Genomic DNA, 17,352 nt, shown 5'->3' with positions numbered 1-17,352 from the left:
CTGATGAGTGCCAAAGAACGCCAGCGCTGCATCCTCGAATGGGTGCATGAACAAGAGCATGTCGAAGTTGAAGACATCGCTCAGCGCTTTGGCGTCACTACCCAAACCATTCGCCGCGACATCAACAAGATGTGCGAACAGGGTTTGTTGCGCCGTCGTTATGGCGGTGTCAGCCTGCCGGCAACGCCTGCACCATCCTTTGCTGTGCCCCAGGATAAACCTACATCCAGTCAAATCGCTAAACAGCGAATGGCCAAACGCGTTGCCACAGATATTCCTGAAGGCGCCACTGTGAGTCTGGGGGTTGGCAGTACCGTTGAACTGGTTGCACAAGCACTGATTCATCATCATTCGCTTCGGATATTGACCAACAATTTCAGTGTGGCGGCGGCACTTTCAGGTAACCCGGGTATCGAGGTTATCGTGTCTGGAGGCATGTACCGCCATAACCATCACGATGTGGTTGGGCCAGAAGTCACCAGCTTTTTCAGCTCCTTCACGACAGACTTCGGCATTTTCAGCACCGGAAGCATGGATCTGGAACAAGGCTTGATGGATCACGAAATCCGCGAGGCTGAAGTTAGCCGTGCCATCATCGCAAACACCAGAACCCGTATGCTTGTGGCAGACCACAGCAAATGGGCTCTGAACGCACATTGTAAAGTGGCTACGTTCAAATACGTTGACCGTTTTTACACCGATTCCGTCCCACGGAAACAGCGGGCAAACCTGCCCGGCTCCATGGCCATCATTGAATGCGACGAACCACAGCTGGTGGTTAGTTGACCAATAATGAGGTGGCCACTAATGTTTAGCTCAGTAATATAAATTCAAACAAAAAATACAGAAGGATTCTGTCATGAAACGTACACTTTCCCTGTCACTACTCGCGGGTGCTATTGCGGTCATGTCTGGCTGCAGCACCATGGATCACAATGCCAGCGCACCTGGAGCCTCCCCTACTGACAGCCAGGCGTTGGTTCAAGTTGGACCCCGGCCTTACTTCCTGATTAACAACATGGACGAAGGCAAGCTGAAGCAGTCCTTACAAGCATGTGAATCCAAGCCGGTGACGTCGTCGACCTTCTCCATCGGTCACCGCGGTGCTCCTATGCAGTTTCCTGAGCATACCCGCGAATCTTACATAGCGGCCGCACGAATGGGCGCCGGGATCGTAGAGTGCGACGTGGCCTTTACCAAGGACCGGGAGCTCGTGTGCCGCCATGCCCAGAATGACCTGCACACAACCACCAACATCGTGGCTGTGCCGGAATTGAACGCCAAATGCACCAAGCCCTTCACCCCGGCAGATCCGGCCACAGGCCAAAAGGCCGAAGCTGAATGCCGCACAAGCGACATAACACTGGCTGAGTTCAAATCGCTCAGGGGTAAAATGGATGCGTTTAACGCCGATGCCACCACACCAGAAGAATACCTGGGCGGCACAGCCGACTGGCGAACGGATTTGTACTCCACGAATGGAACGGTATTAAGCCACCGTGAAAGCATCGAGCTGCTCAAGGAACTGGGTGTTCAGTTCACTCCGGAGCTGAAAACGCCGGTGGTCGACATGCCGTTTGAAGGCGACTACACACAGCAGGATTATGCTCGCCAGATGATTAATGATTATGTACAGGCAGGCGTTAGCCCTTCCGATGTATGGCCGCAGTCGTTCCTGCTGGAAGACGTGGTTTTCTGGATCAATGAAACGCCTGAATTTGGCAAGCAAGCGGTCTTCCTTGATGAAGATGATCACACCCCTGAAAACGTATCCCTTGAGTACATGGAAAGCCTCGTTCAACAAGGGGTTCCTGTTCTGGCGCCTGCAATCTGGAAAATGCTGACCCTGAACAGCAACAACGAAATTGTACCTTCTGAGTACGCTCTCAACGCCAAAGCTGCAGGCCTTGACCTGATTGGCTGGTCGCTAGAGCGCAGCGGACCGCTACACACGGGCGGTGGCTGGTACTATCAAAGCGTAACCGATGCCATCAATAATGATGGTGATATGTTCACAGTGATTGATGTGTTGGCTCAGGATGTGGGTGTAATCGGAATCTTTTCGGACTGGCCGGCCACTACAACCTACTACGCCAACTGCATGGGCATATAAGCTGAACCCTGGAGTTAACTAATGAACCCGACCGTAGCGAATAACAGACCCGCAAAAGTCGACCTTAATGAAGGCGAAGAATACTACTTTTGCGCCTGTGGTCGTTCTGCCAATCAGCCATTTTGCGACGGCTCCCACGTGGGTACTGACTTTAAACCAATGCCCTTTACCGCCGAGAAATCCGGTGATGCTTTTTTGTGTCAGTGCAAGCATTCGGCAAACCTGCCGTTTTGCGATGGCACTCATAAGCAATTTGATGCCGATGCGGTTGGTAAAGAAGGGCCAGGCGTTAAAGCGGGTGCGGGTGAGATGCCCGTCGCTAGTGCCACTGTAGAGGAACCTACGGTCGAGTTCATACATCAGTTGGCCAGGGATGGCTTATCCAAAATGGGACACCACGGCCCTATGACGGCCATGGGTGTGCCCCGTCACACGCTCCCCCACTGGGACGACCTGCAAGTGATGACGGCCCAGATGGCCACTCAGCCCTTGCTTGAAGACGTTGCTGTTCGCACCGAACTGGTTATTGGCCCTAAAGCTAGAAAGCCACTGAAACTTAAAATCCCTCTGTTTGTGTCTGATATGAGTTTTGGGGCGCTATCAGAAGAAGCCAAGCTGGCTTTAGCGAAAGGTGCCGAGCTAGCCGGCACAGGTATTTGCTCTGGCGAAGGCGGGATGCTTCCAGAAGAACAGGCTGCCAACTCCCGTTATTTTTACGAATTGGCGAGCGCCCAGTTCGGGTATGACGAAGAAAAGCTGAAAGGTGTTCAGGCCTTTCACTTCAAGGGCGGCCAAGGCGCAAAAACCGGAACCGGCGGCCATCTGCCCGGTAATAAAAACGTCGGAAAAATTTCACAGGTTCGTGGCATTCCCGAAGGCGAGCCTGCCGTATCTCCGCCCACGTTTGCACATTTGCACACCGCTGCAAACTTCAAGAAGTTTGCTGATCGTGTGCGTGAGGTAACGGGCGGCATTCCCATTGGTTTTAAACTGAGTGCCAACCATATCGAAAAAGACATTCAATTTGCGCTGGATGCCAGTGCGGATTACATCATATTGGATGGGCGCGGCGGCGGTACGGGTGCGGCACCAGAAATGTTCCGCGATCACATCAGTGTGCCTACCATACCTGCGCTGGCACGGGCACGCCGTTATCTGGATGAGCAAGGCGTGGGTGGCGACGTTACCCTGATTATTACCGGTGGCCTGCGTACACCTATGGATTTTGTGAAGGCCCTGGCTCTGGGCGCCGATGGGGTAGCCATAGCAAACAGCGCGATGCAATCAATAGGCTGTGTGGCGGCTCGTATATGTAACACCAACAACTGCCCTGCCGGTATAGCCACACAAAAGGCCGATCTTCGGCAGCGTTTGAACGTCGAAAAATCCGCCGGGCAGCTCAGGAATTTCTTAGAAGCCTCTGTAGAGTTGATGCAAGTGATGGCCAGAGCTTGTGGTCACGATTCGTTGAATTCCTTCAACAGTGACGATTTGGCAACTTGGCATCGAGAGATGGCTCTGTTATCAGGAGTAAAGTTTTCCGGGTTCATCGAACCCTGATCAACTTTTTCATCACTAATCAAACCTTCGAGGCATGTATGAAAATTTATGCTCCCCTTACGTTGGCGTCTGCCCTTTTCCTAACTGCCTGTGCAAGTTCGCAGCAAGATGATGGGCGCACCGCGCATACTTATCAGTGCGACAGTGGCGAAGTGATTACTGCAACCTACCCTTCCAGCAAATCTGCAGTAATTCAGCACAAGGGTGCCAAGCACACCCTGCAAATCGCAGTCTCTGCCAGTGGTTCACGCTACGTCGGCAACGAATTGGAGTGGTGGACGAAGGGTTCCGGCCCTGGAGCTGAAGCTGCCCTGCTCCACCACATGTCTGACGGCACTTCAGGCAAAATCATCGAGAACTGTGCTGAATCCTGAGCATCGAAAGTGATGATAATCACGCTTGCTCTGTAGCATTTGAACTAATATAGAGACTGGGCCCAGAAAAGGCGCGAGGTTGCGCCTTCGCCCAGTGTAAACAGGGGTCGAAAAAATAATAACAGGTAGTTCAGGAGCGCTGGAGCCCCTATGAATAATGAGCTGTTCGAATCCCTGCCTATCAGTGTTCTCTACGTGGCAGTTGCGTTTTTGATGATGGCTTTCGGTGAAATTGGCTACCAATTTGGCAAACGCACCCGAACTCGTCGGGACGAAGACGCAATGGCGTCTTTTGTACTGGCGTTCACATTTTCGATGGCATCCTCTCAGAATGATCAAAGAAAACAGGATGTTCGGCTGGAAGCGGTACATACCCGCGACTTATCCCCTTGATATTGGCTTTCGCGGTGCTTATGACACTGGTTGTGGACCTTAATCGCCCCCAAAGCGGTTTAATAAAGGTGAGCCAGCAGTCGATGATTGATCTACAGGACAGCATGGGCACCAATTACGCCCGCACAGGGGAGTAACCTGCATGAGCCAAAATACCGGCAGCACAAGCAAGGTAGACAAACTACTGGCTGAGCAGCGTGACTATATCGCAAAGCGCGAAAGTGGCTACCGTGAACGCGCTCTGAAAATGTACCCCTGGGTATGTGGCCGTTGCGCCCGTGAGTTTACGCGCATCAATTTACGAGAGCTCACCGTGCACCATGTTGACCATGACCACGACAACAACCCGGCCGACGGCAGTAACTGGGAGCTGTTATGTGTTTACTGTCACGATGAAGAACACAGCAAGTTTGAGGATTTTGTGCGGTACGGCGGCAGTTCCGAGAAACGGCGTGAAGCCGCAACGCACAACCCGTTTGCAGGCCTGAAGGAGGCCCTTGAAAAGAAAAACTAACAGCCTGCCTGGATCTTAAGAGCCCCTTTGGGCTGGCTCTACACATCCCCCCGCCAGAATTTAAGTACGTGCCCTTTGAATGGCTTTTCCAGGTAGTCCGTATGCTCCGGCTTCTCTTCAGAAAAGCTGAAACCGTGAGTTTCCATGCGGCGGCTGAATTTGTTTTTTCTGCCTCTTCCCGGGTCCACCAGAATTACTTCACAGGTCGGGTTGGCGTGCCGGTCAATGAAGTCGGCCAACAGGTTTACGTGCTCGTCTTCGTACAACACGTCACTGCCAATGATAATATCAAACAAGCCGAGATCACTGGCTTTATCCGCCCAGTCGACTCGTTGATAGCCTATCGGTTTACCATGGTTGAGCTGAGTGTTCCGCTCCAGAAAAACGCCTACTTCAGGGTGATAGTCGGTCGCCGTAATATCATCGTTACGTTCGTTCAGCAACAAACTGGACAGCGCCATTCCGCAGCCAATTTCCAGAACTCTCTTGCCCTCCGTTGGATGCTTCACAATGTGGTGGGCAAGCACCAGGCTTGATGGCCAGATAATTCCGAACAGGGGCCAGGTAGCAGAGGAAATACCCAGCTTGAGGGCGATGTCGTTTGGATCGTCGAATTGCTGATTATCACGCAAGGTACACACGTGAATGTCCACGTTGCCGAACTCAATAGTTTGGTAGCGAAGACGCAGGGGTGATTTCATTGTGGGTCACACTAAAGGAGTTAGGCCCGCCAACCTGTAAAATGAAGCGGAAAACCCTACTCCTCCAGAGTATACCCCTTGGCTCGCTTGGAAAACGACTTTATCGTTTTGCCAGATCTTCAAGAAAAACCTGAATTCGCTCTGCGTTGGTGCCAAGATCGCTTTTCCCTAGCCTGGAGGCAGAACGCATATCTACTTGCACGCCTTGCTCTGTTTCCGTCATGCGAATTGCCACGTCATCTTTAAACCCGAACCAGCGGGTTGTCGCGGTGGCTTCAATGGTATTGTCGGTGATTCCGGCAATCTCCCAGCCACAGGCTTGAACCATGGTTTTCACTGCGTTCATAACACCCGTTAAAGGAGCATCCAGAATAATCGGCTTTAACTGGGGGTAGGCCAATTGCTGCTGCTTTGCAGTTTCCGCTCCCGGATAATCGACGGCATTGGGTGCTTCCTCACGGGCCGCCGCCAACAATGTGAAGGCCGGAGGGTTTTCCATATCCGTTGTTATATCGTGGATGGGCGGAACGCTTTGGGCGCGCTGCTTCATCTGCATGGGTATGGCGATCATGGCCACTACCGCCAGGGTGACCAAAGCACCCACCAGAGCCGGCCGCCATCGGCGCAGTGCACCTGCAAGTACCAAAGTAATCAGCCCCACTACCGCAGCACCCATTGCCAGTTGCGCGCCCTGCCGCATCCACGTGAAGGAGGTGCCCAACTCAATCCACTCTGCCCTGAATGCCGGCCCGGCAACGCCCATCAACGCGCCCGCTACGATCAACAGTGTTATTGCAAGCCACGCAGTAACAAGTGGCCACTTTCCGCCGCGTCGGGTTGAGTTGTTTTCAGGCGACATTCTGCTTCCTTATCTATACGTGGGAAAACCTAATACGATGCCCTACCTTAGCCCGATCACCACGGCTTTGGTATGCTGATGTTCACAACAGGTAAAGGCTTTGCCGAGGGTAAGGTTATGGCTGGTGGGTGGACCCGTGATGGGGCTGTGCAGGATCAGATTGATGCGAGCGTAGAGGATGCCGTCGCCGAGGCACGTAGTCGGCTTGGCAGGGGTGAAAGTGCGGAGTTCTGCGAAGAGTGTGACTGCCCTATTCCTGAAGCTCGGCGCAAAGCGATTTCCGGTGTACGCCTGTGTGTTAATTGTCAGGCGGCGCTGGAAAAACAGGAAACAGCATCAGGCGGCATCAACCGACGAGGCAGTAAAGATAGCCAACTGAGATAACCGGGTGCAATCAAAGAAAGGCCTTGAAGCACAGACTACACTTGAGGATATACCACAACGGATATACGCCATAACACTCTCCCCGTCATAAGGAGCCGGTATGAGCATTCAAGCCGAACTGAATTCAACCATTCAAGCCCTCATTCAGCCAGGAAAAGGAATTCTTGCCGCCGATGAAAGCCATCCCACGATTGCCAAGCGCTTCAAGGCCGTTGGTGTCGAATGTACGGAAAGCAAACGTCAGGAGTATCGCAGTCTGGTTTTTTCTACACCCGGGCTCGGTGAGTTCATCAGTGGCGTCATTCTCTTTGAGGAAACCCTTGGCCAGAACAGTCTTGAACGAGTCACAATCCCGGCGCTGCTGGAAAACCAGGGGATTGTGCCGGGGATCAAGGTAGATAAGGGTAAGAAACCACTCGTTAACGCCCCGGGCGATGAAATAACCTACGGGCTGGACGGTTTGGATGATCGTCTGGAAATCTACAAGAATCAGGGTGCCCGGTTTGCCAAGTGGCGCGCTGTTTACACTATCTCCGAGACCCTACCCTCACGCCAAGCGGTGGAAGCCAACGCTGAAATGCTGGCGCGCTATGCCGCGCTCTGCCAGGCCATAGGCATTGTGCCTATTGTGGAGCCCGAGGTACTGATTGACGGTGATCACACCATCGAACGGTCTGCGGAAGTAAACGAAGTCGTGATTTCGGAGGTTTTCAACGCGCTTCGCCGGCATCGAGTGCAACTGGAAACCATCATTCTTAAACCGAGCATGTTAACGCCAGGCAAAGAGTGTGCGAAGGCGTCTCCAGAGGAAGTCGCAGCAGCGACGTTGAAGGTATTCCGCAAGGTTGTGCCTGCAGCGGTTCCAGGCATTAATTTCTTGTCTGGAGGACAGACCCCTGAAGAAGCGACCAGTAACCTGAACGCCATGAACAGCCATGGCCCGCAACCTTGGTATCTGAGTTTTTCCTATGGGCGCGCACTACAAGAGCCCGCTCAGATAGCCTGGGCTGGCGACCTTAACAACAAATCGTACACTCAGGCAGCCATGCTAAAACGCGCACGTCTGAACGGTGCTGCGTCTCAAGGCTTGTACACACCCGATATGGAAACCTGAAGGTAATTCAGGCAGCCTGAACGGGAGCCGAGGGCTTGGCAGGGACAACCTGCTCAAGGCACGCCAGCATTGGCACAACTTCCCGAATTTTACGAGCATCCTGCCAGATGGCTTCAGCCTCCGGAAAGCCCTGTCGCAAAAAGTTCAGCCACTGCTTGATGCGGCCGGTTACATACTTGTCTTCCAGCCAGCCCTGTAGCACTTCGGCATATTCTCGAACCAAGGCTACCGCCTCTGGCCAGGACATGCCTGTAACCTCTTCGCCTTGCTGGCTGGCCTTGATCTTGAGGGCCAGATCCGGCCTTGCAATCAGGCCTCGGCCGATCATGACATCCTCACAACCGGACACTTCCCGGCAGCGCCAGTAATCGGCTACTGTCCAGATTTCACCATTGGCTATCACTTTGCATTTCACCGCCTCGCGAGCCTTGGCGATTTCCTCCCAGTAGGCAGGTGGTTTGTAGCCATCCACCTTACTGCGGGCATGGATAACAATCTCCTCTGCCCCGGCGGCTTCCAGCGCCTGAGCACAGGCCACGCCCATGGAGCGATCGTCGTACCCCAGGCGCATCTTGGCCGTAACCGGCACGCCTTCAGGAACCGCCTTACGCACGGCCGCAACGATGTTATGCATCAGTTCCGGCTCTCGCATCAACACACAGCCACCCTTGTGCTTGTTCACCGTTTTGGCGGGGCAGCCGAAATTGATATCAACTTGAGTTGCGCCCAACTCCGCTGCTCTGTTCCCGTGCCAGCCCATTTGCTCCGGGTCTGAACCCAACAGTTGAACAGCCACAGGGGTGCCCACCCGTGTGAGGGAATGGTTATGCAGTTCAGGGGCAAACTTATAGAAAACCCGTGGCGGCAACATGCTATGGGTCACACGGATGAACTCGGTTACGCAACGATCTATCCCGCCGACTTTGGTCAGGGTTTCACGAATAGGTGCATCGACCAACCCTTCCATCGGGGCAAGGATGATTCGCATGGGTGTCTCCAATTGTTCAAAATTCAAGCGAGCGCGATTGTAGGCAATTCGCGCTCGCTTTGGTAGTGAAGGCTACCGGGGCTCACCTCCCATGAAAGCTTTTTACTGCAGGTAAATATTACTCTGCCAATTCAGGGTTGGGATCCAGCTCATCAGGCGACTTGACCGACATACCCAGAGCCTTGGCAACTCCTTCGCCATACGCCCGGTCGCAACGGGTGCAGTTGTCGATGTGGCGCTGTTTAATGAAATCCGGAGCGTCCCCCATGTTTCGTCCCGTATTTTCAAACAGTATCTGCTGTTGAGCAGGTGTCATCAGTTGAAACAGTGCGCGCGGCTGACTGTAATAATCGTCATCATCCTCACGGAAATCGAACATGGCCGCATTCCCGTCAATCTTGAGCGGCGGCTCTGCATACTCGGGTTGATCTCTCCACTGACCGAAGCTGTTTGGCTGATAATGCGGCAAACTACCGTAATTGCCGTCCACCCTGCCAAGACCGTCGCGGTGGTTGCTCATAACCGGGCATTTAGCCCCATTCACCGGTATCTGCTGGTAGTTCACACCCAAACGATACCTTTGCGAATCGGGGTAGTTAATAAGCCGCGTCTGAAGCATCTTGTCCGGAGAGACACTGATACCAGGTACTAGATTCGCTGGCGAGAAGGCCGCCTGCTCAACATCCATATGATAGTTTTCAGGATTTCGGTTTAGCTCAAACTCGCCGACCTCGATGAGCGGGTAGTCCCCCTTGGGCCAAACCTTGGTCAAGTCAAACGGATGCACGTGGTAGGTTTCCGCCTCGGCTTCGGGCATCACTTGCACATACATTTTCCAGCGCGGGAAGTCGCTACGCTCGATCGCTTCAAAAAGGTCCCGCTGATGGCTTTCACGGTCAACAGCAACAACTGCCGCTGACTCGGCGTCGGTCAGGTTCTCAATGCCTTGCTGCGTTTTGAAGTGGAATTTCACCCAATAACGCTCACCTGCCTCGTTCCAAAAGCTATAAGTGTGGCTGCCAAAGCCATGCATGTGCCGGTAGCTTTTGGGGATGCCACGGTCTGACATCACCACAGTCACCTGGTGCAGAGCTTCGGGCAGAAGTGTCCAGAAATCCCAGTTGTTCGTGGGCGAACGCATGTTGGTTTTCGGATCGCGTTTTACGGCTTTATTCAAATCCGGAAACTTCTTGGCATCCCGTAAAAAGAACACAGGGGTATTGTTGCCCACCATGTCCCAGTTGCCTTCTTCGGTATAGAATTTGAGCGCAAAGCCGCGAATATCACGCTCGGCATCGGCCGCGCCCCGCTCGCCTGCGACAGTACTGAAGCGGGCAAACATTTCGGTCTTTTTCCCTACTTCACTGAAAATTTTAGCGCGCGTATAGCGGGTAATGTCATTGGTTACGGTAAACGTACCAAACGCGCCCGACCCTTTGGCGTGCATGCGGCGCTCAGGAATAACCTCACGCACGAAATTAGCGAGCTTTTCGTTAAGCCACACATCTTGAACCAACACGGGGCCACGCTTACCAGCGGTCATCGAGTTCTGGTTGTCGACTACCGGGGCACCAAAAGCGGTTGTCAGGTGTGATACCGGGCACTTACCCTTTTTCGAGTTTTCATCGCTCATGATCCGTTCCTCTGAAGTTCATATCACCATTGAACAGCTTATACCAAGACTTGTACTCAGCAACTTTCGCTCTTTTCCTTGTTTCGGTGTAAGCGTTCAACGTCATTGGACCACGTCAGTCACTGCGCGGATAATCAATTAAGAAAAAGAAAGCCAGAGCTTTTAACTATCAATAATGGAAAGGTATTAAACTCGCTCAATGAACTCAAACTTACCTTGTTCATTAAACACAATTCGGAAGGAGCCGCGAACGCCGTCGCGAAGATAAAAGCGGGAGAGAATACGGGCCGGGAAGCGGACTGAGCGTCCGTCCCGGGCCGTAGCGTGAACATCGGTAGCAACGCCCTGGTAGAATTTTATCCACTCATCAGGGCTGATGCTAATGTCCACGATAATCTGGTGCATGGGCTTTAGTTAGCCAGTTCCAGCAACAGACGGTTCAAGCGGGTTACGTAGGCACCGGGATCCTGTAGCTGCTCGCCACTGGCCAGTGTGGCCTGATCCAGCAGAACGGCAGAAAGTTCGTTGAAGCGTTCATCGCCCTTCTCGCTTTCAAGGCGCTGAACCAGCGGGTGATCTACGTTGATTTCAAAGATCGGTTTGCTGTCGGGAACCTTCTGGCCAGCCGCCTCCATAATCTTCTTCATCTGGGCGCCCATATCGAAGTCGCCGGTTACCAGGCACGCCGGTGAGTCTGTCAGGCGGTTGGTTACCCGCACTTCCTGAACCCGGTCGGTGAGTGCTGTTTTGATACGCTCCAGAAGCGCCTTGTGCTCTTCAGCAGCTTCTTCCTTGAGCTTCTTGTCTTCTTCGGTTTCCACATCGCCAAGATCAAGATCGCCACGGGCTACGTCCTGGAACTGCTTTTCGCTGTATTCGTTGAGGTACCCCATCATCCACTCGTCGATACGGTCGGAGAGGATCAGCACTTCAATGCCTTTCTTGCGGAAGACTTCCAGGTGCGGGCTGCTCTTGGCGGCCATGAAGTTATCAGCAGTGATGTAGTAGATCTTGCTCTGACCTTCTTTCATCCGCTCAATGTACTGGTCCAGAGATACGTTCTGGGCACTCTCACCTGTGTGGGTAGAGGCAAAGCGCAGCAGGCCGGCAATTTTCTCGCGGTTGCTGAAATCTTCCGCCGGGCCTTCCTTGAGAACCGTGCCGAACTCATCCCAGAACTTCTGGTATTCACCGGCATCTTTCTTGGACAACTTACCAAGCATGTCCAGCACACGCTTGGTAAGCGCTGTGCGGATGCTGTCTACCGTGGCATCGTTCTGCAGAATTTCACGGGATACGTTCAGTGACAGATCATTGGAATCCACCACTCCTTTAGCAAAGCGCAGGTACAACGGCAGAAACTGCTCTGCGTCGTCCATGATGAACACGCGCTGTACATAGAGCTTCAGGCCACGGGGCGCATCACGGTTGTACATGTCAAACGGTGCACGGGCTGGAATGTACAGCAGGCTGGTGTAGTCGAGCTTGCCTTCCACTTTGTTGTGGGACCAGGTGAGCGGGTCTTCAAAGTCGTGGGCAATGTGCTTGTAGAACTCTTTGTATTCCTCGTCTTTGATTTCAGTGCGAGGCAAGGTCCAAAGCGCAGTTGCGTCGTTAATAGTTTCGTCTTTCGGCTCTTCGCCTTCTTCGGTCGGTTCGGACTTCATGACCACCGGGAAGGAGATGTGGTCGGAGTACTTCTTCACTAGGTTGCGCAGGCGGAATCCATCGGCAAACTCGGTGGCATCCGGCTTCAGGTGAATAACAATTTCAGTGCCGCGCTTTTCGCGAGCGACCTGCTCGATTGTAAACTCGCCGTCTCCAGCCGACTGCCAATGTACGCCTTCTTCTGCTGGCGCACCTGCACGGCGGGTGAATACGTCTACTTTGTCGGCAACGATGAATGCGGAATAGAAGCCCACACCAAACTGGCCAATCAGTTTACTGTCTTTCTTTTCATCGCCGGAAAGCTGCTTAAGGAATTCTGCAGTGCCGGATCGGGCGATGGTGCCGAGGTTCTGAACAACGTCTTCACGACTCATGCCGATGCCGTTGTCAGTCAGGGTAATGGTGTTGGCTTCTTTGTCGTAATCCAGGCGGATTCGGAGGTCGGAATCGCCTTCGTACAGGCCGTCGTCTTTCACGGCGGCGAAGCGCATTTTATCGGCGGCATCGGAGGCGTTGGAAATCAGTTCGCGGAGGAAAATTTCCTTGTTTGAATACAGTGAATGGATCATCAGGTGAAGTAGTTGTTTTACTTCGGTCTGGAATCCTAACGTCTCTTTTTGCGATTCAACTGTCATTTATTGTCTCTCCTGCTGCAGACATTGGGGGAGGACGCGGGAGCTGAGGGGCTTTTCAAAACACGCTGTGAATACGTCCGTGTACGCTCGGCTCCGCCATCCATGGCTCCGCACGGTTTTGAAAAGCCCCTCAGCTCCCGCATCGTCTAACGTTCAGATGTGTCTTGCAGCAAAAGTGGGGGCATGCAGGGGTATTTCAAGCCCCGACATGCCAACTGAATCAGTCTTCCAGCAGGAAATGCGCCCGTGCGGTGGAAATCGGCTTGGAGCGGGACTTTTGCCAGGCGGTTATCATTACGTTGGCTACCCGGTTGCCCTGTCGGGTGAGCTGGCATTCGGCGTAGGTTTCCCGGTCGAGGCCGGCGCGGAGGTAGTCCAGGGAGAAGTTTACGATGCGGGGCATGCGAACGGTTTCCTGGGCGAGCATCAGGTATATCGCAGCGGATAGCTCCATGAAACCGCCTATTACGCCGCCGTGAATAGCGGGCAGTACGGGGTTGCCCAGGTTTTGGTCTTTGGCTGGCAGGCGAAAGATGAGGTCGTCGCCAAATTGATCGCATTCCAGGCCAATGAAGTTTGCATAGGGAATGCTCGCGATCAGCCGCGAGAAGTCGCCTGTTTCTCGGGTGTATTTTAAGGTTTCCAGATCGGTCATACCGGGCCTCCGGTGATTTTTTCGCGGTAGGCTTGCGGCAAGGCTTGGGGGCCGATGCGCATGAAGGTTCCTACGGCGTTAGCTACGGTTTCGCCGTGGTCCTGATAGGCTTCGCACCGGGTGAATATGATGTTGCGGGTTAATCTGTGGATCTCTGCCCTTGCGTATACGGGCTTGTGAGGCTCGGCCGGGCGCATGTAATCAACCCGAAGATCCAGCGTGGGGCAAAGTTCGAATACGTCCAGGGCACAAAGCATGAGCGATCCGGATGTGGTGTCCATGAGCGTTGTGATGGCTCCGCCATGAATCACGCCAGTAACTGGATTGCCGATGATTCGGTTACTGTATGGCAAGCAAAGTGTGAGGCTGCGATCCGTTGTCTCGGTTACCGTGAGACCAAGCTCCACAGCCTGATTGAGCGTTTGGATAAACCGGGTTACCCGGTCGGCTCGGATTCGATCGTTCATTCAGAACAAACCTGTGCGTCGTGTATGGGTTTTACCACTGGCAGTGTTTCAAGCCGGCAGCAGCCGTGTAATTATACGCTTTAGTATTTCAATTACAGGAGTCGAGTGTGAAAAACACGGTCTTGCAACGCTGTGCGCCAGTTTTGGCATTTATGCTGGTGCTTACCGGGTGCTCGGTAAACCCGGTTACTGGCGAGAACCAGCTTTCGCTGATTGGTGAGAGCCAGGAATTCGCCATGGGTGCTGAACAGTATACGCCCACCCAGCAGACTCAAGGCGGGCAATTCTACATTGACCCCGAGCTTACGCTGTACGTCCGGGAGGTTGGCCAAAAGATGGCGCAGGTGAGCGACCGCCCCGACCTGCCCTACGAATTCGTGGTTCTCAACAGCAGTGTGCCTAACGCCTGGGCGTTGCCGGGCGGAAAGATTGCTATTAATCGTGGCCTGCTGACGCAGCTTAGTGATGAAGCCCAGCTTGCATCGGTGCTGGGCCATGAGATTGTGCATGCGGCCGCGCGCCACAGTGTTCAGCGTATGCAAAAGGGAATGCTGATCAGCGCCGGCGTAGCCGGTTTGGGGTTTGCGCTGTCTGATAACGAGTGGGCTGGTTTGCTTATGGGTGGCGCGGCCGTCGGCGCGCAGCTTGCTCTGGCGCAATACGGCCAGGGAGACGAGCTGGAATCGGATTACTACGGCATCGTTTATATGAAAAAAGCCGGCTACGACCCACAGGCTGCCGTTGAACTGCAAGAGATTTTTCTTCAGTTGTCCAAGGGGCAGCAGGCAGGATTTGTGGATGGTCTTTTTGCAACCCACCCGCCTTCCGCCAAGCGCGTACAGGAGAACAGTAAACTGGTTGCCAAGATAGGCGGCGGTGGTTATCGCGGGGAAGACGTTTACAAGAAGAAAACCGCGTTCCTGCGCAAGGCTCAGCCCGCCTACGATGCCCACGATGAAGCCATGAAACTTGCGTCCAGTGATGATATGTCCGGGGCGCTAAAAAAGGTCAACGAGGCCATTAATCTGCTACCCCGCGAAGCCATGTTCTATTCATTACGTGGCCGCATCTATCAGGAGCAGAAGCTGCCCGAGAAAGCCCAGGCTGATTTCGACAAGGCGGTGTCTATGTACCCCGAGATGTTCACATATCGCCTCCACAGCGGCCTGACTGCGCTGCAGCTTAATAATCTGAGCAAAGCGCGGGAGAATCTGACCCGGGCTAACGAGGTGGTACCCACGTCCATTGCCTTTCTGCGGCTGGGCGATATTGCCGTAAAGGATAACAACCGCAAGGAGGCCATCGCTTATTACAGCACAGCGGCAGAGTCCGGCGGCGACATTGCGGAGGAAGCCAAGCGTAAGCTTGCCGCGCTAACCCAGTAACACGTCCAAAAATCATACGTTAAAAGGCCGCCATCCTGGGGATGACGGCCTTTTTTCGTTTCCGAATCCAGGTTTGCCAAGAGTGCGCAACTTTACTGTCATCATGATCATTGACTTTTAGAGCAATAACTCTAAAAATCAGCCATCAATAACCATATTCAGGTGACGGACATGTTAGCGAAACGTATCCAGCCGATGGCTTCCCAGGCGAAACGCCTGTATGTAGAGCTTATGTTCCAGGTTATGGGGCGGGCCCTACAGGCAGTCAGTGAGGTTGATAGCGAGGTTCAGGGGGAGGCGCGAACTCTGCCTGAAAGGTTCCTGTTTGAAATGATGGTGATGCCAGACGGCTCCAAGCTGATCGTGGAACACATCGGCGACGGCCGTTTCCATTACCATGGGAACTCAGCTCCTCGCCCGGTAGATGTGTCCATCAAGTTCAAGCACCTTACCCACGCTTTTTTGGTGTTGTCGTTCCAGGAAAAAACCTCAGTCGCATTTGCCAATGACCGCATGCTGGTGGATGGCGATGTCAGTTACGCTGTGCGTATGACACGGGTGCTGAACCGGTTGGAGGCATTCATTCTGCCCAAGATCATTGCCGAGCGAGCCGTAAAGGAATATCCGGCAAACCTGCACCTCCCGGAAAAGCTGATCAGTGCTGCACAGATTTACTTGAAAGTTGCGACCCATTTTGTCCAGACAGTGAGAGCCTAAATGTCCAACTCTTATTACGAGTTCTTCTGCCCGGTAAAAGTCATTGCCGGCAAAGCTGCCCTTGAGCACATACCTTATGAATTGAGCGGCCTCGCCGCTAAGCGCCCGATGATTGTCACAGATAAGGGCGTTCGTGCCGCCGGGCTGCTGGACCCTGTGATTGCCGCTTGTGAAGAAAGTGGGCTCGAAATTATTTCCATTTACGACGATGTTCCACCGGACTCTTCCACCACCGTTGTTCGTGACATTGCAGCCGTCTACCGTAAGGAAAAATGCGATTCCATCATTGCTATTGGCGGTGGCTCGGCCATCGACACAGGCAAAGCGGTCAATATTCTGGTTTCAGAAGGCGGAGATGACATTGCCAAGTACACGGGTGCTGGGGTGCTGAAACGTCCCCTCAAACCATTTCTGGTGGTACCTACCACGGCGGGAACCGGCTCCGAAGTAACCTCTATTGCTGTCATAACCGATGAGAAAAAAGGTGTAAAACTGCCTTTCACCTCTTCATATCTGCTGCCAAACGCGGCTGTGATCGACCCGCGAATGACCCTGACGTTGCCACCTCACATCACGGCAGCAACGGCCATGGACGCCATGACCCACGCAATTGAGTCCTTCACGTGTATGGCGAAAAACCCCCTGAGCGATGCTTATGCTGCCGCGGCTATAAAAAAGGTCAGCCGTTCTCTGCTACAGGTAATGGACAACCCGAAAGACAGCGATGGTAGGCTTGAGCTGGCGCAGGCGTCCACCATGGCGGGCATCGCGTTTTCTAACTCCATGGTTGGTCTGGTGCACTCTCTTGGCCACGCCACTGGTGCTATCTGCCACCTGCCCCACGGTCTGTGCATGAGTCTCTACCTGCCTTATGTACTTGAGTACAATCTTGAAACTATCCGCGAACCACTTAGCGAACTGCTTTTGTACCTGGAAGGCCCGGAGGTGTACGCCGCTACTCCTTCCAGCCGCCGCGCAGAAGCCAGCATCTCAGCCTTGCGCAAACTGAGAGATGCGCTTTACAAACGCTGTAAGCTGCCGCGCACACTGAAAGAAACAGGCAAGGTTACCGAAGATCAGCTGGATCAAATTGCAGAGATGGCGCTTGACGACGGTTCCATCATGTTCAATCCGAAAGAGGTGAACCTGAAGGACGCACGAGCAGTACTGCAGCGCGCCTGGGCCTGATACA

19 protein-coding genes are annotated in these 17,352 nt (G+C 53.6%); 11 read left to right on the top strand and 8 right to left on the bottom strand.

All coding sequences use genetic code 11. The annotated features are described in order from the left end of the window. Positions 1 to 3: 3 nt before the first annotated feature. The 6 genes from Q0824_RS00745 (at position 4) to Q0824_RS00720 (ending at position 4,954) form a co-directional block, all read left to right on the top strand. A complete protein-coding gene (locus Q0824_RS00745; RefSeq protein ID WP_298446866.1) occupies positions 4 to 786 on the top strand; it encodes a DeoR/GlpR family DNA-binding transcription regulator in 783 nt (260 codons plus the stop codon). Between the two features lie 73 nt (positions 787 to 859). After that, a complete protein-coding gene (locus tag Q0824_RS00740; protein WP_298446865.1) occupies positions 860 to 2,113 on the top strand; it encodes a glycerophosphodiester phosphodiesterase family protein in 1,254 nt (417 codons plus the stop codon). A 21-nt stretch (positions 2,114 to 2,134) separates the two neighbouring features. After that, entirely contained in the window at positions 2,135 to 3,673 is a 1,539-nt protein-coding gene (locus Q0824_RS00735; RefSeq protein WP_298446864.1) for a glutamate synthase-related protein, read from the top strand. A gap of 38 nt (positions 3,674 to 3,711) precedes the next feature. Next, the gene (locus Q0824_RS00730) at positions 3,712 to 4,047 is read left to right on the top strand and encodes an MliC family protein (RefSeq protein ID WP_298446863.1); all 336 of its coding nucleotides are present in this window, start codon (positions 3,712 to 3,714) and stop codon (positions 4,045 to 4,047) included. Between the two features lie 150 nt (positions 4,048 to 4,197). Then, positions 4,198 to 4,440 (top strand): hypothetical protein, encoded by a 243-nt coding sequence (locus Q0824_RS00725; protein ID WP_298446862.1) that lies wholly within the window; start codon positions 4,198 to 4,200, stop codon positions 4,438 to 4,440. 142 nt (positions 4,441 to 4,582) lie between these two features. After that, positions 4,583 to 4,954: a YajD family HNH nuclease gene (locus Q0824_RS00720; protein ID WP_298446861.1), complete on the top strand. Its 372-nt coding sequence runs from the start codon at positions 4,583 to 4,585 to the stop codon at positions 4,952 to 4,954. A 38-nt stretch (positions 4,955 to 4,992) separates the two neighbouring features. On the opposite strand, the gene Q0824_RS00715 is transcribed toward Q0824_RS00720, so the two are convergent. Together Q0824_RS00715 and Q0824_RS00710 are read right to left on the bottom strand one after the other, a co-directional pair. Further along, positions 4,993 to 5,655 carry a histidine kinase gene (locus Q0824_RS00715; protein WP_298446860.1) on the bottom strand — a complete coding sequence of 221 codons (663 nt, stop codon included), beginning with the start codon at positions 5,653 to 5,655 and terminating at the stop codon, positions 4,993 to 4,995. A 100-nt stretch (positions 5,656 to 5,755) separates the two neighbouring features. Continuing rightward, on the bottom strand, positions 5,756 to 6,514 hold the full coding sequence (locus Q0824_RS00710) for a DUF1499 domain-containing protein (RefSeq protein ID WP_298446859.1): 759 nt from the start codon (positions 6,512 to 6,514) through the stop codon (positions 5,756 to 5,758). Positions 6,515 to 6,631: 117 nt separating this feature from the next. Between Q0824_RS00710 and Q0824_RS00705 the strand changes: the two genes are divergently transcribed. Together Q0824_RS00705 and Q0824_RS00700 are read left to right on the top strand one after the other, a co-directional pair. Next, positions 6,632 to 6,898: a DksA/TraR family C4-type zinc finger protein gene (locus Q0824_RS00705; protein ID WP_298449471.1), complete on the top strand. Its 267-nt coding sequence runs from the start codon at positions 6,632 to 6,634 to the stop codon at positions 6,896 to 6,898. Between the two features lie 100 nt (positions 6,899 to 6,998). Continuing rightward, complete coding sequence (locus Q0824_RS00700) at positions 6,999 to 8,012, top strand: class I fructose-bisphosphate aldolase (protein ID WP_298446858.1); 1,014 nt, start codon at positions 6,999 to 7,001, stop codon at positions 8,010 to 8,012. Positions 8,013 to 8,019: 7 nt separating this feature from the next. Here the strand turns inward: Q0824_RS00700 and Q0824_RS00695 are convergent, their stop codons facing one another. The 6 genes from Q0824_RS00695 to Q0824_RS00670 form a co-directional block, all read right to left on the bottom strand. Further along, on the bottom strand, positions 8,020 to 9,000 hold the full coding sequence (locus Q0824_RS00695) for a tRNA-dihydrouridine synthase (RefSeq protein WP_298446857.1): 981 nt from the start codon (positions 8,998 to 9,000) through the stop codon (positions 8,020 to 8,022). A 118-nt stretch (positions 9,001 to 9,118) separates the two neighbouring features. Then, a complete protein-coding gene (locus Q0824_RS00690) occupies positions 9,119 to 10,633 on the bottom strand; it encodes a catalase (RefSeq protein ID WP_298446856.1) in 1,515 nt (504 codons plus the stop codon). Between the two features lie 186 nt (positions 10,634 to 10,819). After that, on the bottom strand, positions 10,820 to 11,038 hold the full coding sequence (locus Q0824_RS00685; RefSeq protein WP_298446855.1) for a DUF2835 domain-containing protein: 219 nt from the start codon (positions 11,036 to 11,038) through the stop codon (positions 10,820 to 10,822). Between the two features lie 5 nt (positions 11,039 to 11,043). Further along, the gene (gene htpG, locus Q0824_RS00680; protein ID WP_298446854.1) at positions 11,044 to 12,936 is read right to left on the bottom strand and encodes a molecular chaperone HtpG; all 1,893 of its coding nucleotides are present in this window, start codon (positions 12,934 to 12,936) and stop codon (positions 11,044 to 11,046) included. Between the two features lie 220 nt (positions 12,937 to 13,156). Beyond that, the gene (locus Q0824_RS00675) at positions 13,157 to 13,591 is read right to left on the bottom strand and encodes a PaaI family thioesterase (protein ID WP_298446853.1); all 435 of its coding nucleotides are present in this window, start codon (positions 13,589 to 13,591) and stop codon (positions 13,157 to 13,159) included. After that, entirely contained in the window at positions 13,588 to 14,058 is a 471-nt protein-coding gene (locus Q0824_RS00670; protein WP_298446852.1) for a PaaI family thioesterase, read from the bottom strand. Before Q0824_RS00670 ends, Q0824_RS00675 begins: the two co-directional genes overlap by 4 nt. Before the next feature lie 152 nt (positions 14,059 to 14,210). On the opposite strand from Q0824_RS00670, the gene Q0824_RS00665 reads away from it, so the two are divergent. From Q0824_RS00665 to Q0824_RS00655, 3 genes are all read left to right on the top strand, one after another. Next, positions 14,211 to 15,443 carry a M48 family metalloprotease gene (locus Q0824_RS00665; protein WP_298449469.1) on the top strand — a complete coding sequence of 411 codons (1,233 nt, stop codon included), beginning with the start codon at positions 14,211 to 14,213 and terminating at the stop codon, positions 15,441 to 15,443. Positions 15,444 to 15,614: 171 nt separating this feature from the next. Further along, a complete protein-coding gene (locus Q0824_RS00660) occupies positions 15,615 to 16,160 on the top strand; it encodes a hypothetical protein (RefSeq protein WP_298446851.1) in 546 nt (181 codons plus the stop codon). After that, the gene (locus Q0824_RS00655) at positions 16,161 to 17,348 is read left to right on the top strand and encodes an iron-containing alcohol dehydrogenase (RefSeq protein WP_298446850.1); all 1,188 of its coding nucleotides are present in this window, start codon (positions 16,161 to 16,163) and stop codon (positions 17,346 to 17,348) included. Positions 17,349 to 17,352 lie beyond the last annotated feature (4 nt).

Origin of the sequence: uncultured Marinobacter sp. (genome assembly GCF_947488835.1) — a bacterium.
Taxonomy (GTDB): domain Bacteria; phylum Pseudomonadota; class Gammaproteobacteria; order Pseudomonadales; family Oleiphilaceae; genus Marinobacter.
Note: the sequence above shows the minus strand (reverse complement) of the source record. Positions and strands in the feature narration are given on the sequence as shown.

Bases quoted from the DNA above. Each gene is read 5' to 3' on its own strand.
- Q0824_RS00710 (WP_298446859.1), bottom strand. From the start codon at position 6,514: ATGTCGCCTGAAAACAACTCAACCCGACGCGGCGGAAAGTGGCCACTT.
- Q0824_RS00695 (WP_298446857.1), bottom strand. From the start codon at position 9,000: ATGCGAATCATCCTTGCCCCGATGGAAGGGTTGGTCGATGCACCTATT.
- htpG (WP_298446854.1), bottom strand. From the start codon at position 12,936: ATGACAGTTGAATCGCAAAAAGAGACGTTAGGATTCCAGACCGAAGTA.
- Q0824_RS00720 (WP_298446861.1), top strand. From the start codon at position 4,583: ATGAGCCAAAATACCGGCAGCACAAGCAAGGTAGACAAACTACTGGCT.
- Q0824_RS00715 (WP_298446860.1), bottom strand. From the start codon at position 5,655: ATGAAATCACCCCTGCGTCTTCGCTACCAAACTATTGAGTTCGGCAAC.
- Q0824_RS00725 (WP_298446862.1), top strand. From the start codon at position 4,198: ATGAATAATGAGCTGTTCGAATCCCTGCCTATCAGTGTTCTCTACGTG.
- Q0824_RS00730 (WP_298446863.1), top strand. From the start codon at position 3,712: ATGAAAATTTATGCTCCCCTTACGTTGGCGTCTGCCCTTTTCCTAACT.
- Q0824_RS00740 (WP_298446865.1), top strand. From the start codon at position 860: ATGAAACGTACACTTTCCCTGTCACTACTCGCGGGTGCTATTGCGGTC.
- Q0824_RS00665 (WP_298449469.1), top strand. From the start codon at position 14,211: ATGCTGGTGCTTACCGGGTGCTCGGTAAACCCGGTTACTGGCGAGAAC.
- Q0824_RS00660 (WP_298446851.1), top strand. From the start codon at position 15,615: ATGTTAGCGAAACGTATCCAGCCGATGGCTTCCCAGGCGAAACGCCTG.
- Q0824_RS00655 (WP_298446850.1), top strand. From the start codon at position 16,161: ATGTCCAACTCTTATTACGAGTTCTTCTGCCCGGTAAAAGTCATTGCC.
- Q0824_RS00690 (WP_298446856.1), bottom strand. From the start codon at position 10,633: ATGAGCGATGAAAACTCGAAAAAGGGTAAGTGCCCGGTATCACACCTG.
- Q0824_RS00670 (WP_298446852.1), bottom strand. From the start codon at position 14,058: ATGAACGATCGAATCCGAGCCGACCGGGTAACCCGGTTTATCCAAACG.
- Q0824_RS00745 (WP_298446866.1), top strand. From the start codon at position 4: ATGAGTGCCAAAGAACGCCAGCGCTGCATCCTCGAATGGGTGCATGAA.
- Q0824_RS00705 (WP_298449471.1), top strand. From the start codon at position 6,632: ATGGCTGGTGGGTGGACCCGTGATGGGGCTGTGCAGGATCAGATTGAT.
- Q0824_RS00735 (WP_298446864.1), top strand. From the start codon at position 2,135: ATGAACCCGACCGTAGCGAATAACAGACCCGCAAAAGTCGACCTTAAT.
- Q0824_RS00675 (WP_298446853.1), bottom strand. From the start codon at position 13,591: ATGACCGATCTGGAAACCTTAAAATACACCCGAGAAACAGGCGACTTC.
- Q0824_RS00700 (WP_298446858.1), top strand. From the start codon at position 6,999: ATGAGCATTCAAGCCGAACTGAATTCAACCATTCAAGCCCTCATTCAG.
- Q0824_RS00685 (WP_298446855.1), bottom strand. From the start codon at position 11,038: ATGCACCAGATTATCGTGGACATTAGCATCAGCCCTGATGAGTGGATA.